This window comes from Lentzea aerocolonigenes (assembly GCF_000974445.1).
GTDB classification, from domain to species: domain Bacteria; phylum Actinomycetota; class Actinomycetes; order Mycobacteriales; family Pseudonocardiaceae; genus Lentzea; species Lentzea aerocolonigenes.
The window spans coordinates 133,883-149,744 of record NZ_BBOJ01000020.1; the positions used below are offsets into that span (position 1 = coordinate 133,883).

The 15,862-nt window shown below is 70.2% G+C and carries 14 protein-coding genes; 2 read left to right on the forward strand and 12 right to left on the reverse strand.

The features are described from left to right. The first annotated feature begins 192 nt into the window (after window positions 1-192). A complete protein-coding gene (locus AOM45_RS34795; RefSeq protein ID WP_081902713.1) occupies window positions 193-1,734 on the forward strand; it encodes a DEAD/DEAH box helicase in 1,542 nt (513 codons plus the stop codon). Between the two features lie 161 nt (window positions 1,735-1,895). Here the strand turns inward: AOM45_RS34795 and AOM45_RS34800 are convergent, their stop codons facing one another. After that, entirely contained in the window at window positions 1,896-2,255 is a 360-nt protein-coding gene (locus tag AOM45_RS34800; protein WP_051784621.1) for a DUF3024 domain-containing protein, read from the reverse strand. A 48-nt stretch (window positions 2,256-2,303) separates the two neighbouring features. On the opposite strand from AOM45_RS34800, the gene AOM45_RS34805 reads away from it, so the two are divergent. Further along, entirely contained in the window at window positions 2,304-3,530 is a 1,227-nt protein-coding gene (locus AOM45_RS34805) for an MFS transporter (RefSeq protein ID WP_051784620.1), read from the forward strand. On the opposite strand, the gene AOM45_RS34810 is transcribed toward AOM45_RS34805, so the two are convergent. The 11 genes from AOM45_RS34810 to AOM45_RS34860 all read right to left on the reverse strand — a co-directional run bounded on the left by AOM45_RS34810 (window position 3,443) and on the right by AOM45_RS34860 (window position 15,857). After that, on the reverse strand, window positions 3,443-4,306 hold the full coding sequence (locus tag AOM45_RS34810) for a ricin-type beta-trefoil lectin domain protein (RefSeq protein ID WP_156094367.1): 864 nt from the start codon (window positions 4,304-4,306) through the stop codon (window positions 3,443-3,445). The two genes, AOM45_RS34805 and AOM45_RS34810, sit on opposite strands and share 88 nt — an antisense overlap. 124 nt (window positions 4,307-4,430) lie before the next feature. Next, window positions 4,431-5,639: a uroporphyrinogen-III C-methyltransferase gene (gene cobA, locus AOM45_RS34815; RefSeq protein ID WP_030472855.1), complete on the reverse strand. Its 1,209-nt coding sequence runs from the start codon at window positions 5,637-5,639 to the stop codon at window positions 4,431-4,433. Between the two features lie 51 nt (window positions 5,640-5,690). After that, window positions 5,691-6,404 carry a PIG-L deacetylase family protein gene (locus AOM45_RS34820; RefSeq protein ID WP_030472854.1) on the reverse strand — a complete coding sequence of 238 codons (714 nt, stop codon included), beginning with the start codon at window positions 6,402-6,404 and terminating at the stop codon, window positions 5,691-5,693. Window positions 6,405-6,448: 44 nt separating this feature from the next. Further along, the gene (locus AOM45_RS34825) at window positions 6,449-7,222 is read right to left on the reverse strand and encodes a S1 family peptidase (RefSeq protein WP_030472853.1); all 774 of its coding nucleotides are present in this window, start codon (window positions 7,220-7,222) and stop codon (window positions 6,449-6,451) included. 124 nt (window positions 7,223-7,346) lie between these two features. Then, complete coding sequence (locus tag AOM45_RS34830) at window positions 7,347-8,717, reverse strand: M36 family metallopeptidase (protein ID WP_030472852.1); 1,371 nt, start codon at window positions 8,715-8,717, stop codon at window positions 7,347-7,349. A 101-nt stretch (window positions 8,718-8,818) separates the two neighbouring features. After that, complete coding sequence (locus AOM45_RS34835; RefSeq protein WP_030472851.1) at window positions 8,819-10,075, reverse strand: cobalamin biosynthesis protein; 1,257 nt, start codon at window positions 10,073-10,075, stop codon at window positions 8,819-8,821. Then, window positions 10,072-10,887, reverse strand: a complete 816-nt coding sequence (locus AOM45_RS34840; RefSeq protein ID WP_156094366.1) for a hypothetical protein — start codon at window positions 10,885-10,887, stop codon at window positions 10,072-10,074. The genes AOM45_RS34835 and AOM45_RS34840 overlap by 4 nt, the downstream gene beginning before the upstream one ends. Before the next feature lie 5 nt (window positions 10,888-10,892). Then, the gene (locus AOM45_RS34845; RefSeq protein WP_035913458.1) at window positions 10,893-11,924 is read right to left on the reverse strand and encodes a cobalt-precorrin-4/precorrin-4 C(11)-methyltransferase; all 1,032 of its coding nucleotides are present in this window, start codon (window positions 11,922-11,924) and stop codon (window positions 10,893-10,895) included. Between the two features lie 30 nt (window positions 11,925-11,954). Next, a complete protein-coding gene (locus tag AOM45_RS34850; RefSeq protein ID WP_174517947.1) occupies window positions 11,955-13,331 on the reverse strand; it encodes a cobyrinic acid a,c-diamide synthase CobB in 1,377 nt (458 codons plus the stop codon). Continuing rightward, complete coding sequence (gene cobO / locus AOM45_RS34855) at window positions 13,328-13,942, reverse strand: cob(I)yrinic acid a,c-diamide adenosyltransferase (protein WP_030472847.1); 615 nt, start codon at window positions 13,940-13,942, stop codon at window positions 13,328-13,330. Before cobO ends, AOM45_RS34850 begins: the two co-directional genes overlap by 4 nt. 10 nt (window positions 13,943-13,952) lie before the next feature. Beyond that, on the reverse strand, window positions 13,953-15,857 hold the full coding sequence (locus tag AOM45_RS34860) for a putative cobaltochelatase (RefSeq protein WP_035913454.1): 1,905 nt from the start codon (window positions 15,855-15,857) through the stop codon (window positions 13,953-13,955). Window positions 15,858-15,862: the final 5 nt, after the last annotated feature.

Here is a 15,862-nt window from a genome sequence, read left to right on the forward strand (position 1 = left end):
GCGCGGCGCACCCTCAATGATCAGCTAGACTGTGCTGTGCACCGATGAAGGCCTGACAGCCGTTGACCGGTGTTTCCACCCACTCATCAGCGGCGTGACCATCACGCCGGGCCCGTCCTTGTGATCGGCACCGCGGTAGCGCGCGGGGCAGCCTCGAGACGTGCCATGTCCCGGAGGTTTGTTTTGCCATCCATGTCCGAAGGCCGTTCCGAGCGCGCACAAAGCCGCAGGTCACCGCGGCGTCGCTCGGGTCGCCAGGGCAACTCCTCGCGTCCGCAGCAGCGGGTCGAGGAACCGATCGTCGCCGAGCACTTCGAGAGCACGCTGCCGGAAGGCCCGCTGCCCTCGTTCGCCGAGCTCGGCCTCTCCGACGCTTTGATCCGTTCGCTCGCCGCCAACGAGATCACCGAGCCGTTCCCCATCCAGGCGGCCACCCTGCCCGACTCGATGTCGGGCCGTGACATCCTCGGCCGCGGCCAGACCGGCTCCGGCAAGACGCTGGCGTTCGGCCTCGCCATGCTGACCCGCCTCGCGGGCGGCCGCTCCGTGCCGCACAAGCCGCGCGGCCTGATCCTGGTCCCGACCCGCGAGCTCGCGATGCAGGTGGAGACGGCGCTGATGCCGCACGCCCGCTCGCTGGGCCTGTGGTGCCGCGTCGTCGTGGGCGGCACGTCCTTCCCGCGCCAGATCGATCACCTGCGCCGCGGCGTCGACCTGCTGATCGCCACGCCGGGCCGCCTGTCCGACCACGTCCGCCAGGGCACCTGCGACCTGTCCCAGGTCGAGATCACCGCACTGGACGAGGCCGACCAGATGGCGGACATGGGCTTCATGCCCCAGGTCCGCGCGATCCTCGACCTGACCCCGCAGGACGGCCAGCGCCTGCTGTTCTCCGCGACGCTCGACGGCGACGTGGACAAGCTGGTCCGCCAGTACCTGCACGACCCGGTGACGCACTCGGTGGCCCCGCCCACCGCGAGCGTCACGACGATGGATCACCACCTGCTGTTCGTGTCCGCCGAGGACAAGCAGAACGTGGTGACCGAGGTGGCCGCGCGCGAGGGCCGCACGATCATGTTCGTGCGCACCAAGCACCACGTCGACCGCCTGGCCAAGAAGCTGCGCTCGGTCGGCGTCCACGCCGGCGCGCTGCACGGCGGCAAGGCCCAGAGCGCCCGCACGCGGGTGCTCGGCGAGTTCCGCGAGGGCACCACGCCCGTCCTGATCGCGACGGACGTGGCGGCCCGCGGCATCCACGTCGACGACGTGTCCCTGGTCGTCCACGTCGACCCGCCGGCCGACCCGAAGGACTACCTGCACCGCGCAGGCCGCACGGCTCGCGCAGGCCAGTCCGGCACGGTCGTCACGCTGGTGACGCACGACCAGCGCCGTGCGGTCCAGGGCATGGCGGCCCGCGCGGGCATCCGTCCGGAGAGCACGAAGGTGCGCCCCGGCGACGACGACCTGATCCGCATCACCGGCGCCCGCACCCCGAGCGGCGAGCCGATCGTGGAACGCGAGAAGCCGGCCCGTCGCAACGGCGGCGGCGGCGGCCGTCGCTTCGGCGCTCCTGCCACCGGCACCGGCCGCGGCGAGTACCGCGGCGGCTCCGGCCGTCGCTCCGAGGGCGGCGAGTTCCGCGGCGGTCCGCGTCGCTCGGAGCGCTCCGAGGGCGGCCGCGGTTTCGGCCGGACCGAGCGCACCGGCCGTCCGCGCCGGGCACCGCAGCACTGAATCTGATCGACGGCTGAAGGCCGCCTCCCCGCTGCGGGGAGGCGGCCTTTCGCCATCCCCAGAACGGACTGCCGGGATCGTCGATCACGTCGAGCAGCGGACGATCTGGCGAAGATGCGTGTCTGGGACAGGCATGTACTGATCGTCCCAGATGAGCATCTTCAGTCCTTTTCCCCGAAGAACGAGACGCGGGGGTCGGCGATCATGTCGAGCAGCGGGCCTGGCGAGGGCGCGGTGCCGCGCGGGTCGTAGTCCACCGCGACCCACCGGCCGGGGTGCTCGGAGAAGTGGCGCTCCGCCCAATACAGCTGCCACGAGGACCCGTCGTACCGCAGTTGGGCCATCGGTTGCCGGAACCACTTCGTTTCCGGGGTCGCACCGATCGGCACGTGGCACTCGTGGAGCGTCACGTTCGATCCACGCACCTTGTACTCGACCCGGACTCGGAAGCGGAGCCTCTCGGGGACCTTCTGCTCACACCACCGGGCGATCTGACGCAGATGCGTTTCGGGCAACGGCATGTCCTGATGGTGGCAGGTCGCCTCATCGTGCGCCCCCTAGGATGACGCATGGGGCGGAACTGGTACCTGTTGTGGGGCGGCAGCGCGATCTCGGCGGTGGGCGACGGGATCTTCCTGGCCGCACTCCCCCTGCTCGCCGCGCAGCTCACCCAAGACCCGAAGCTGATCGCCGGCGTCAGCTTCTTCGGCGCACTCCCCTGGCTGCTGGCCGCACTCCCGGCCGGGGCGGCGGCGGACCGGTACGACGGCCGGCGCCTCCTCCTCACCGCCTTGTGGATCCAGTGCGCGCTCATGGCTCTGCTGGCCACCTTCCACAGCGCACACATCGCGTTCCTCTACGGCATGGCGTTCCTGATCGGCACTGCGGAGAACGTGCCGCGAGCGGTCGGGCAGCCGCTCATCAAGGCCACGGTGGACAACCACCTGCTGGAGCGGGCGAACGGGCGGTTGTTCGCGTCGCAGGCGGTGGCGTTGCAGTTCGCGGGACCGCCGCTGGGTGGGTTGTTGTTCGCGGTCGCGGTGCCGGCGCCGTTCTGGGTCAACGCACTGACGTTCGCCATCGCGGCACTGCTCGTCACATGCATGCGCACACAACGGAAAGAGCCCCCGCCGGTGAGGCCGAGAGTTGCCGAAGGCTTGCGGTGGTTGGTGAAGCACAAGGCGTTGAGGACGGTCACGGTGGTGTCCGCGACGACGAACCTGTGCATCGCGATGACCATGGCGACCCTGGTGTTGTTCGCGCAGCACCGGCTCGGGCTGACGAACGCGGGGTTCGGCGCGTTTCTCGCCACGCTCGCCTGTGGTGGCGTCGCGGGCGGGATGCTCGCGGAACGGCTGCTCCGGTACCGGAACACCGTGACCGTGACCGTGGTGCTGATTCCCTTGATGTGGCTGGGGATCGCCACCGTGGCACACGATCTGCTCACGGTCGCGGTGTTCGCTGTGGTGAGCTCGTTCTGCACGGCGGTGTGGGGCGTTGCCACGGCGACCCTGCGGCAGCGCGCGGTGCCGACCGAGCTCCTCGGCCGCGTCAGCAGCGCGCAGACCCTGATCACCTGGGGTGTTCAACCGATCGGCGCGCTGCTGGGAGGGCTCACAGCCGACTACTTCGGACTGTTGGCACCGTGGTTCGTCGCTGTCGCACTGCGAACCGCGGTCGGGCTGATCTGCCTCAAGCCGTTACGCGCTCACTTCTTCGCTGCTGCCTTGAACGTCCACTTGGCAGCGTCACCCGAACAGGACGCCGCCGTCACCTTCCCGGACGCGTCCCGGTAGCACTTCGTGTTGTACTGCATGTCCGAGATCGTCTTGTTCGGGTTGATGGACCACTGCTGGTTCGGCCCGCCGTCACACTTCTTCAGCAGCACCTTGCCCGAGGACAGCGTCGTGCACAGCTGCGGCGAGCCCTGCTCCATGAACGCGCCGTGGAACTTGAACTGCTGCGGTGCCGAGCCGTTGCACGTGGCGGTCGTCAGCTGGGTTCCGGAGGCGCCGCCCTGCAGGCACTTGCCGGTCGAGACGTTCTTGTACTCGCCGTTGGTGGTCTTGGGCTTCGCGCCGCCGTAGCACTCGCCGGTCTGCGTGTTGAAGATCGGCGTCGGGTCCACGGCCAGGTTCGACGGCGGGTTGAGGATGGTCTCCTCCATCACCGGCTTGCCGTCGTCGTGGTAGTTCGTCAGCGCGTCTTCGCAGTCGATGGCGTTCATGGCGTTGCCGCCCTTGCCGCCCACCCAGGCGTCGAAGTGCCACAGCTTGGGGCCGCCGTTGGGGCCGTTGCCGTTCCAGTCCTGCTCGCAGGAGGAGCAGGAGTCCTCCATGATGAAGTACTTCTTCACGCGCGGGAAGTAGATGCGCGTGCCCGGCTTGGCTTCCTTGCTGGACGTCGCGAACGTGATCGGGTCCGACCAGGTGCCCTTGCCGCCGGCTGTGTCGTGGATCTTCGGGTAGGCGATGTCACCACCGGGCGGCGTGTTGTCGTACCAGCCGTAGAAGGTCCAGAAGACCTGTTGGGACGCCGCGTTCGCCGGGGATGAAACCACTAAACCGGACATCGCTAGCAAGATGCCTGCCGCCAAAGACAGGGCGCGTTTCATGCGTGCCTCCGCAAGAACCGGTGGACTTTGGCGGCGTGAGTGCAGAGTCCACCGGTCGAGCGGTTTTTGTAAAGAAACTTATCTAACTATTTGCTGAAGCAATGTCGGCCACCGGGCCGACCACGATGATCGCCGGCGGACGAATCGCCTGTGCCTCCATGTCGGCCGCCAGGGAGTCCAAAGTGGAGCGCAGGACGCGCTGGGCCGCCGTGCTGCCCTCCTGGACGACGGCGACGGGGGTCGAGCCCGGGCGGCCTTCCATCAGCGCCGTGGCGAACGCACCAGCGCGTTCGACGGCCATCATCAGCACGACGGTGCCACGGAGACGTGCGATCGCTGGCCAGTCCACGAGAGAGCGCGGGTCGTCCGGTGCGACGTGTCCGGAGACGACGACCACCTCGTGCGCCACGCCTCGGTGCGTGACCGGCACACCGGCCAATGCAGGCACACCGAACGCGGACGTCACGCCCGGCACGACGGTCACGGGGATACCCGCCTCCGCACACGCCAGCAACTCCTCGAAGCCGCGGCCGAAAACGTACGGGTCGCCGCCCTTCAGCCGGACGACGAACTTGCCCTCCTTGGCGCGGTCGATCAGCGTCTGGTTGATGAACTCCTGCGTTGCCGCACGGCCGTAGGGAATCTTCGCCGCGTCCACGACCTCGACGTGCGCGGGCAGTTCCTCCAGCAGCTCGCGCGGGGCCAGGCGGTCGGCGACGACCACGTCGGCGTGGGCCAGCAAACGCTTGCCCTGCACGGTGATCAGCTCGGGGTCGCCGGGGCCGCCGCCGACCAGCGCCACGCCGACGGGCGGTGCGGCCTGGTCCGCGATGCGACCGTCGCGCAACGCCGCCACGAGGCCGTCGCGCACGGAGGCCGAACGGCGGTGCTCGCCGCCTGCCAGCACACCGATCAACATGCCGTCGTGCATACCGGTGGCCGGTGTCACGGCCGTGCCCTCGACGGCGATGTCCGCGCGCACGCAGAACACACGGTGCGACAGCGCCTCTTCGCCGATTTGCGCGTTCACCTCGACGTTGGACGTGCACGCCACCACGTACCACGCGCCCTCGACGTCACCCGGCTCGAACCGCCGCTGGTGCCAGGTCAGCTCCCCCGCGTCGACCATGCCCTGCACGGCGGGTGTGACGGACGGCGACACGAGCTCGACGACGGCGCCGGACGCGATCAGGCGAGGTAGGCGGCGCTGCGCGACCGTGCCTCCGCCGACCACGAGGACGCGCCGGCCCCGCAGGTCGAGGCCGGCCAGGTAGTGCTGTTCAAAGGGCATGCGTAGAAGCATCCACACCCGACACGTCGTGTCCAGCCGAAGGGAACATGGTCACAGCTGGAGCAGCTCGAAAGAGGTCGCCAGAACACCTCCGAACCGCTGTCCCACCGCCTCCGCCACGCCCCGCAGGAACGGCTCGGGCTCGGCCATGTCCCCGCTCAGCGCAGCCAGATACGCCTTGTGCGCGCGTAGCGATTCAACCGAAGCGTCGAACGAGTCGGTGATGTCCACGGCGTGAGTGGCCAACGGCGAGGACGCCGCCGCCACGTACTTGACGCCGTTCCACGGTTCGAGACGCAGTTCCTGGAAGATCCACCGGTTGCCCGCGTCCCGCACCGCGTCGACGGTCGCGCGCCCGACCGCGATGTGGTCCGCCATGTTCAACCCGCCGCCCGGCCAGGTCTCGCGGAAGTTGCCGGTGATCACGACCTCCGGCTTGTGCCGGCGGATCGCGGCCGCGATGTCGCGCCGCAACGGCACGCCGTACTCGATGAGACCGTCCGGGTGGTCCAGGAACTCGACCACGTTCACGCCGACGGCCGCGCAGGAGGCGATCTGCTCGTTGACCCGCAACGGGCCGCATTCCGCTGGGTTCATCGTGTCGATGCCGGCTTCACCACGGCACGCCAGCAGGTACGCGATCTTCTTGCCCTGAGCGGTCCAACGCGCGATAGCGCCCGCACCGCCGTACTCCATGTCATCGGGGTGCGCGACGACGACCAGTGCGCTCGACCAGTCCTCTGGCATCGATTCAAGATCAGCCATGCCCGCAGGATGCGCGTGATCCTGCGGGCATGGCAAGTGAGCGGTTACAGCTGAGCGGTGATCACCGAGTAGTAAGGCGCGATGCGGCCGTACACACCGGGGTAGCCCGCCCCGGCACAACCGCGGCCCCAGGACGTGTCACCGATGAGCTTGCCGCCGAACACCAGCGGGCCACCGGAGTCGCCCTGGCAGGTGTCGGTGCCGCCCTGCGGGTAGCCCGCGCACACCATGGAGGTGTTGCTGTACTGCGAGTACGCGGTCTTGCAGGTGGCGTCCGAGGTCAGCGGCACGTTGGCCTTGAGCAGGTACCGCGAGGCGGAACCGCCGGAGGACGTGGTGCCCCAGCCGAGGATCAGCGCCGAGTTGCCCGCCGTGTACAGCGCGGTGTCGGACGGCGTGGCGAGCGGCAGGGTCGCCGAGCTGATGTTGCGGTCCAGCGTCAGCACGGCGACGTCGTAGCCAGCGGTCGCGGTGGTGTAGCTGGGGTGCACCCAGATCTTGGTCACGTTCGCGACCGTGCCCGCGGTGCTCTGCTTGTCGTCACGTCCGTGCACGACCCGCGTGCTGGCCGGCGTGCGGCCCTTCACGCAGTGCGCGGCGGTGACGACCTTGTTGGCCTTCGTCAGCGTTCCACCGCAGAACTGGGAACCGGAGGTGGTGGCCAGGTACACGACCCACGGGTAGGTCGACGTGCTCGCCCGCGTGCCGCCGACGATCATCGGCGAGACGTCGGCGTTGGCGGCCGGTGCGATGAAGAAGATGCTCGCGAGAGCGGACACCACGACGGACACGATCAGGCGATGCAGGGTTTTCGCCATGTAGCCAGTCCTTCCCGATGACGCTGTGTGTGCAGGGTGTCGAGCGGCGGCACACACAGCGTCATGGGCAGACGTTCGGCGGCGGAACCGCCATTAGTCGGACAAGTCCGACTTCACTTTTGACTCAGGCGATGCCACGCGCCGTGAAAGCAGCCTGCACGGTGGCGGCGTCCGCGTCACCGTAGAGCTTCTTGGCCGCGGCGACGGTCGCCTTGGCGGCAGCGGAGAACGTCGTCGAGGGCGAGTACGAGAACTGCGCCTCCAGCACGATCTTCGCCGACTTGTCGCGACCGAACTTCTTGAAGACGTCCCACAGAGCGCGCGACCAGATCTGGCCGTCGTGGTGCACCTCGCCGTTGCGGTCGGCGTACTTCAGCTCGGTGTCCGTGCGACGCAGGCAATGCGGCGTCGTGGTGGTGTAGAACGTCGCGTCCCAGTCCATGATGCACGCCAGCGGAACCGTCGCCGTGTCCTGCGCGTCGCGTGAGGACATGATCAACGCCCACCAGTCACCGAAGCCCTCGCCGATCGAGCCCGCCTCCGTGGAGGAACCGAAGCCCGGCACCTGGGCGTCCTGGATCGCGTGGCCGAGCTCGTGCCACACCACCTCGACGTCCTCGGCGTCGTCCACGCCACCGCTGCCGAACGTGATCTGGTCCTTCGACGGGTCGTAGAACGAGTTGTCGTCCTTCAAGCCGATCGTGGTGATCTTCTGCGCCTCGTTGTTGATGTTGGTGAAACCGAGGCCCTGGATGTACTTCTGCGCCTCCGTCACGCCCCAGTAGGCGTTGACCTGCTCGAAGAAGTCGTTGTTGCGCGTGTAGTCGAACTGGTTGTTCGCGCTGTACGCGAGCTTGCTCTTGGTGCCGGTCAACGCCGCGTACTTGCCCTTGAGGTAGCCGGAACCGTCCAGATCGGACAGCGTCACCGACTTGTACGCGGCGGCGGGCACGGCCGAGTCGGCGTCGTTCGCATCGACCAGGTTCTGGTTCTGCTGCGACGACACGGGGTTCGGGCTGAACACCTTGCCGGTGCCGTTCGCGTGCTTGACCAGGCTCTCCGTCTTCACGACGTCACCGGTCTCCGCGTTCACCAGCGTGCGCTCGGATCCCTTGCCGTTGTCGGAGATCACCTCGTAGACCAGACCGGTGCCGGCGAGCACCTTGAGGTTCGCGTTCTCCGGCACGCCCTGGGACTTCTGCTTCGCGCTCTCGGCGGTGACCGCGGGCGTGACGTCCACGGTGCCGACGGCGATCCGGCCGTCGTCGACGGTCTTCACACCGGTCGCCTTGTCGACGTGCTCCACGTAGTAGGCGCCCAGCACGGGCTTTCCGGCGTAGGTCTGCTCGTACCAGGTGTGCCTGGCGGTCAGCGAGTCGCGGACGGCGAGCAGGCGGAGGCCTTCCTTGGGCGCGGCGGCCTGAGCGTTGATCGTCAGCAGGGACAGTGCGACGCCGGCGGTGCAGGCGACAGCGATGAGACGACGCGATCTCATGTCGGTCTCCAGTGCTTCGGGCCCGAGGCAGGGTGGGCCGTGTGCGTGGCGACGGTAATCAAGAAAACTTCGACAGAGACCCTACGAAAGAAGGAAAAACGTCAGTGTTCCCAGACTCCGGGAACAACAATTACGTCGGCTTCGACCGGATTGTCCAGCGTTGGTCCGGTTCCGAAAGCGACGAACGCGACAGCCGCACCGCGCGCGGCCAAATCGCACGCGCCGTCGTGACGGACCTCCGTGCCGGAACGCAGCAGCGGACCGACGGCGTCGATCGCCTCCGGTGTGCCGACCACGAACGCCGCGCGCCGGATCTCCGCCTCCGCACGGGGTGTGCGCTCCTCCGCCGCCCCCGGACCGAGTCCGACCAGCGCGAGCCGGCCACGCGGCAGCACCCGTGCCGCGGCCACGGTCACGTTGTCCCGCTTGAACTTCTCGGCCGCCAGCTCGACCTGCCCGCCGTGCCCGAGCGTCTGCGCACCGCGCAACGCCGCAGCCTCCGCGACACTCGCGGTGCCCATCGAGTTGCGCACCACCGAGCTCGGGTTCGGCACGCCGATCTCCGCGAGCTCCTCGGTCGGGAACGTCAGCAGCTCGGCGGTGTCGCCGTGCCAGAAACCCCAGTCCTCCACGGCATCCACGATGCCGGGCTCGTCGGCCTTGGCGTCCGCCGTCGCGAACGCCTTGATGGCGCGCAGATCCAGGCCGCCCTGCGCGTCAAGCTCCGCCAGCGCGGCGCCGACGCTCGTGGCCGACGCACCGCGCGTGGAACCGACACCGACGACGAGCGTGCGCGGCACGATCCGCAGCACGTTGTCCTTGGTGGCGGCCGCGCGGTCGTCGACGACGATCAGCCACGTCGCGTCCTCTCCCGCGCCGACGACGTTGGGCGGCAGGGCGGGCAGCGGGAAGTTCAACGGGTTGCGCAGCACGACCTTCTCGCCCGCCTCGATGGCGGCGGCGCAGGCCTCGACGTCGCCGTCCGCGGTGGCGTCGAGCTGCTCGACGAGCTCGTCCAGCACCGAGTCGATCGACGGACCGCCGGTCACCACGGCCGTGCGGTTCAGCAGGTCGGCGACGTGCCGGGCGAACGCGTCCGCGTCACCGGCCAGCGCCACGACGAAGTGCTTGTCCACGCACACCACGGCGGGGTCGGATCGCCTGTCCCGCAACAGGGGCGCGATCAGCCGGACCGCGGAACCCGCGTCCAGGAACAGGACCACCGCACCGAGCCGCGACCACAGCTGCTGCACCGCGGGCTTCACCGGACCATCGGGAACTACCGCGTCCGACCCGAGGAGACCTGCGAGGTCGGCTCCGTCGCCACGTTGCGCCGGACCCGCGAACACACCGATCACTTCTTGGTACCCCACAACACGGTCACGGGCACCGCGGGCGCGAAACCCGAGTCGAGCAGGCGAGAAGCGGTCCAGTGCACGCCCTCGACCTCGTATCCGGCTGCCAGCAACGCGTCCCGTGCGGGCACGATCTCGTCCACGCTCTCCGTCGCGACCACGACGCGCCGCGCAGATACGGCCGCACACGCCTTGACCGCGGCGATCTCACCACGCCCCACGAACACCGCGTCCGGACGCGGCAACGACGACGTGTCCAGCTCGGCTTCCTCGACCCGGACGTCGACGCCGTGCGCGGACGCGTTCGCGATGATCCGCACGCACTGCACGGGATCGGGCTCGACCGCGATCACCGCGGCACCCAGCCGGGCGCACTCCACGCCCACCGCGCCGGAACCGGCCAGCACGTCCCACACCAGCACGCCGGGACGTGGGGCGAGCCGCGCCAGCACGAACGCGCGGACCTCGGCGCCGAGCACGTGCGAACGGCTCGCGAACGCCTCGTCCGGCAGCGCCCAGCCGTCGTTCGACCGGAGGAACTCGTTGTCCGCCAGGCACAACACCGCTTCGGGCGCGGTCCAGCGACGGGTCACCGCGTCCTTCGGGTCCACAGTGGACAGCTCGCCGGAGTCCGCCACGGTGAGCGTGCGGCGCCAGCCCGCGAGACCCGCGCCGATCTCGGCCGGACCGATGCCCTCGGCCAGCTTGACGATCACGGCGGACTGCGCGCGGCACACGTTCAGCGCGGGACGCAGGCCGTCCGCGGCGTCGACGATCTCGACGGGCCGGCCCGCTGCCTCCTGCAGCTTCTCCACCGTCATCAGCTGGTGCGCTTCGGCTTACGGGCGGCGGGCTTCTTCTTCGGCGTGGCCGTCGAGGCGCGCACCGTCGGCGGCTTCGGCTTCTCCGCCGCCACCACCGTCAGCTTCGGCTTCGGCGCGGGCTCCTCGGCGGGCTTGCGCACGGACTGCTGTATTTCCTCGACCGCGGTCCACGCCGGGTTCGGCTCGGCAGGAGCCGCGGCGGGAACCGGGGCCGCGGGGACGGGCTCGTCGACGCGCGTGGAGATGCGGGAGGCGGCGCGGCGCGACCAGCGGGTCGGGCGGGCGGCGCGGATCGGCTCGTCCACCGAGGTGGTCGCCGAGGTCGAGACGCGGCGGGTCGGGGCCTTCACCGCGGAACCGACCAGGAACAACGTCGGGCGGTACAGCTTGTGCTTCTTCACCACGGCTTCCAGCTCGCCGATCGTGGTGTGCACGACCAGTTCGTCGGCCTGGCTCACCTTGTACGCGACGACGACCGGCGTGGTCTCGGAGTAGCCGCCCTGGAGCAGCTTCTCGACGAACTGGCCGGTGCGCGCGCCCGAGACCGTGGCGGCCATCGTGGTCTGCAGCGCGGCGAACTCCTGGACGAGCTCGCTGCTCTCCGGCGAGATCAGCACGGTCGACGACGCCTCGGTGAGCGTGATCTCGCGGCCGATCTTGGCGGCGGCGGCGGCCACGACGGACACACCCGGCACGACCTCGACCTCGAGGCCGAGACGCAGGCACAGGTCGTGCTGCTCCTGCACGCCACCACCGGTCGCGGCGTCACCCGCGTGCAGCCGGACGACCGTCAGGCGCGACGCGGCGGCACGGCGGTACAGGTCCGTGATCTCCTCCTGCGTCACGCGGGAGAAGTCGACCAGTTCGGCGTCGGCACGGGCGTGCTCGCGGACGCACTCGGCGTCCACCGCGCTGGGGGCCCAGACGACCACGTCGGCTTCCGCGATGCGGCGCGCGCCGCGGAGGGTGATGAGGTCGGCGGCACCGGGACCGGCGCCGACGAAGGAGACCCGACCGGTCGTCGTCACGACAGCTCCACAGGGGTTTCGGCGAGAGGCTTAAGCGAAGACCGTACCGCCTGCCGCTCCGGCCACGAACGGGTGGCAGGCGCGCACGAAACGGGCTACGGCTTCCGGATCACCTGCCGGGTGCGTGTGGAGGTACGACGCGTGCACGCCACCGGCGACGAAGCCCTCGGCGACGGGCCGTGAGTCGACGCCGCGCCAGTGCCACGCGGGAGGGTCCGAGTGCGGTGTGGACAGCTGGGTACGGTGGAACTCGTGGCCGGTCACGCGGCTGCCGGCCAGGTGCAGCGGCGAGCCGGCCGACGCCACCGCGTCCCGGTAACCCAAGGTCAGCTTCGGCGTCATGAACCCGTCGGCGTCGAGCACGCCGCACATCGGGTGCCCGTCGAGCGACCTGGCGAGGTACAGCAACCCACCGCACTCGGCGTGCACCGGCGCACCCGATCGAGCGAACCGGGCCACCGCGTCGCGCAACTTCGCGTTGGCCGACAACGCTTCCGCGTGCTGCTCGGGAAATCCGCCAGGAAGGACGAGCCCCGCCGTGTCTTCCGGAAGATCTTCATCGTTGAGCGGATCGACGACGGCGACTGACGCTCCCGCCGCCTTCAGCACCTCGACGTGCTCGGCGTACCCGAACGTGAACGCCGCTCCACCCGCCACGGCGATCACGGGTTCGTGCGCGACGGGTTCGACCTGCGGTTCCCACGCGGCGACCGCCATCGCGGGCACGGAACGGGCGAGCCTGCGCACGGCGTCCAGGTCGACGTGCTCGGCCACCGCGGCGGCAATCGCGTCGACCGCGGCGACGGCCTCCGGACCGTGCTCCGCCGCCGTCACGAGCCCCAAGTGCCGTGAGGGCAAGGAGAACTGAGGATCCCTCGGCAGCACGCCGAGGACGTCGAGCCCGACCTCGTCGCACGCCGAGCGGAGGACCTGCTCGTGCCGTTCCGAACCGACCTGGTTGAGGATCACGCCGCCGAGCCGGACCGTGGGGTCGTAGCCGCGGAACCCGTGCAGCAGCGCGGCGAGCGACCGGCTCTGCCCCCGCGCGTCCACGACGAACAGCACGGGGGCGTTGATCAGCTTGGCGACGTGCGCGGTCGAGCCGACACCCGCGGTGTCGACGCGGCCGTCGAACAGGCCCATCACGCCCTCGACGACGGCGATGTCGCAGCCCTTGGAGCCGTGCGCGAACAGGCCGGGGATGCGGTGCTCGCCGACCAGCACGGGGTCCAGGTTGCGGCCCGGTCTCCGCGTGGCCAGGGAGTGGTAGCCGGGGTCGATGTAGTCGGGGCCGACCTTGAACGGGGCGACTCGGGAGCCGGCGCGACGGAGTGCGGCCATCAGGCCCGTGGCGACGGTGGTCTTGCCGCTGCCCGAGGCCGGGGCGGCGACGACCAGTCTGTTCACCACTCGATCCCCCGCTGGCCCTTCTGGCCCGCGTCCATCGGGTGCTTGACCTTCGTCATCTCCACCACGAGGTCGGCGGCGTCGACCAGCTTCTGCGGCGCGTACCGGCCGGTGATCACGACGTGCTGGTGGCCCGGCCGGTTGACCAGCGCGTCCACCACCTCGTCGACGTCGATCCAGCCCCAGTGCAGCGGGTACGTGAACTCGTCGAGCACGTAGAAGCCGTGGCGTTCGGACTGCAGCCGGCGGGCGATCTCCTGCCAGCCCTCGAGTGCCGCGGCGGCGTGGTCCTCCTCGGTGCCCTGCTTGCGGGACCAGGACCAGCCCTCGCCCATCTTGTGCCACTCGACCGCGCCGCCCTCGCCGGTCTCCTCGTGCAGCCGGCCGAGCGCCTTGAACGCGGACTCCTCGCCCACCCTCCACTTGGCGGACTTCACGAACTGGAACACGCCGACGTCCCAGCCCTGGTTCCAGCCGCGCAGCGCCATGCCGAACGCGGCGGTCGACTTCCCCTTCATCTCACCGGTGTGCAGCATCAGCAACGGCCGGTTGCGGCGCTGACGGGTGGTCAGGCCGTCCTTCGGCACCTCGGTGGGTTGTCCTTGAGGCACTGGGTTCTCCTTATGCGGCCCGGACGACGCCGGCGAGGTGGTCGGCGGACAGCTGGTCGAGCTTGACGCACGTGCCCTGCAGCGCTTCGGCGATCTTCTGCGCGAGGCCTAGGCGGACGTGGCCCTGTTCGCAGTCCACGACCACGACGGCGGTCTGCTCCAGCAGTCCGGCGGCCTTGAGCGCGTCCTTGGTGGGGTCGCCGCCGAGTCCGGACGACGTGGCGCGGCCGTCGGTCAGCAGGACGACGAGCGGGCGCTTGCGCGGGTCGCGCAGCCGTTCGATCTCGAGCACCCGGTGGGCCTTCAGCAGGCCGTCCGCGAGCGGGGTCCTGCCACCGGTGCGCATCTTCTTGAGCCTGGTCGCGGCCGCGTCGACGGAGGTGGTCGGGGGCAGGGCGACCTCGGCCTGGCTGCCGCGGAACGTCACCACGCCGACCTTGTCGCGGCGCTGGTAGGCGTCGCGCAGCAGGGAGATCACCGCGCCGCTGACCGCGGACATCCGCTGTCGCGCCGCCATCGAGCCGGAGGCGTCGACGACGAACAGCACGAGGTTCGACTCCTTGCCCTCCCGGACGGCCCTGCGCAGGTCGGTTCCGGTGAGCACGAGCCCAGGGCCGCTGCGGCCGCGCGCCTGCTGGTGCGGTGCCGCGGTGGTGAGGGTGTCGACGAGGTGCAGGCCGCTTCCGTCCACTTTGGACGAACGGACGATCCTGCCGGTGCGGGCGCGGGCCCTGGAACGCTTGCCCGGCGCGCCTTCCCCGACGCCGGGGACCTCGAGCAGGCGCGCCTTGAACGCGGGCGCGGGCTCAGGCGCCGGACGGTCGTTGGGCGCGTTCCCGTTGCCCTTCGGACCTTCCTGCGGCTCGGGCAGCTCGCCTCCACCGGGGCCGTCGTCGTCGGGGCCGTCGTCCGGTTCTTCCGCGTGCTCGGCCGCCTGGCGCATGGCGTCCTCGAGCTGCTGCTCCTCGATGCCGGGCTCGTCGAACGGGTCGCGGCGGCGCCGGTGCGGCAGCGCGAGCCGGACGGCGGTCTCGACGTCGATCTCCTCGACCTGCCCGGCGCCGCGCCACGCCGCGTGGGCGGTGGCGGCACGCGCCACGACGAGGTCCGCGCGCATGCCGTCGACCTCGAAGGCCGCGCAGACGGCGGCGATCCGGCGCAGCTCACCGTCCGGAAGGGACACCTGCGGTAGCTTCCGCTTGGCGTCGGCGATCTGCTGCCGGAGCTTCGCGTCCTCCGCCTCCCACTTCGCCGCGAACGTGACGGGATCGGCCTCGTAGGCGAGGCGGCGCCGGATCACCTCGGTGCGCACGCTCACGTCCCGCGCGGCCTTCACCGCCACGGTCAGCCCGAACCGGTCGAGCAGCTGCGGCCGCAGCTCGCCCTCCTCGGGGTTCATGGTGCCGACCAGCAGGAACTGGGACGGGTGCGAGACCGACACGCCTTCGCGTTCGACGTGCGCGCGCCCCATCGCGGCGGCGTCGAGCAGCAGGTCGACCAGGTGGTCGTGCAGCAGGTTGACCTCGTCGACGTAGAGCACACCCCGGTGCGCCGCGGCCAGCAGACCGGGCTGGAACGCCCGGACACCCTCGGTCAGCGCCTTCTCCAGGTCGAGCGAGCCGACCAGCCGGTCCTCGGTGGCACCGACGGGCAGCTCGACGAGCCGGGCGGGGCGGGTCTCCGTGCCGTCGTGCGGCGCGTCGGGGCAGTCCGTGCTGCCCGGCACGCACCCGAAGCGGCAGCCGCGCGACACGGCCAGCTCCGGCAGCAACGCGGCGAGGGCGCGCACGATCGTCGACTTCGCGGTCCCCTTCTCGCCGCGGACGAGAACACCGCCGATGCCGGGGTGCACGGCGTTGAGCAACAGGGCCAGCCGGAGGTCGTCATGTCCGACGACAGCCGAAAAGGGGAACATGCTCG

Bases quoted from the DNA above. Each gene is read 5' to 3' on its own strand.
- AOM45_RS34795 (WP_081902713.1), top strand. From the start codon at position 193: ATGTCCGAAGGCCGTTCCGAGCGCGCACAAAGCCGCAGGTCACCGCGG.
- AOM45_RS34800 (WP_051784621.1), bottom strand. From the start codon at position 2,255: ATGCCGTTGCCCGAAACGCATCTGCGTCAGATCGCCCGGTGGTGTGAG.
- AOM45_RS34805 (WP_051784620.1), top strand. From the start codon at position 2,304: ATGGGGCGGAACTGGTACCTGTTGTGGGGCGGCAGCGCGATCTCGGCG.
- AOM45_RS34810 (WP_156094367.1), bottom strand. From the start codon at position 4,306: ATGTCCGGTTTAGTGGTTTCATCCCCGGCGAACGCGGCGTCCCAACAG.
- cobA (WP_030472855.1), bottom strand. From the start codon at position 5,639: ATGCCCTTTGAACAGCACTACCTGGCCGGCCTCGACCTGCGGGGCCGG.
- AOM45_RS34820 (WP_030472854.1), bottom strand. From the start codon at position 6,404: ATGGCTGATCTTGAATCGATGCCAGAGGACTGGTCGAGCGCACTGGTC.
- AOM45_RS34825 (WP_030472853.1), bottom strand. From the start codon at position 7,222: ATGGCGAAAACCCTGCATCGCCTGATCGTGTCCGTCGTGGTGTCCGCT.
- AOM45_RS34830 (WP_030472852.1), bottom strand. From the start codon at position 8,717: ATGAGATCGCGTCGTCTCATCGCTGTCGCCTGCACCGCCGGCGTCGCA.
- AOM45_RS34860 (WP_035913454.1), bottom strand. From the start codon at position 15,857: ATGTTCCCCTTTTCGGCTGTCGTCGGACATGACGACCTCCGGCTGGCC.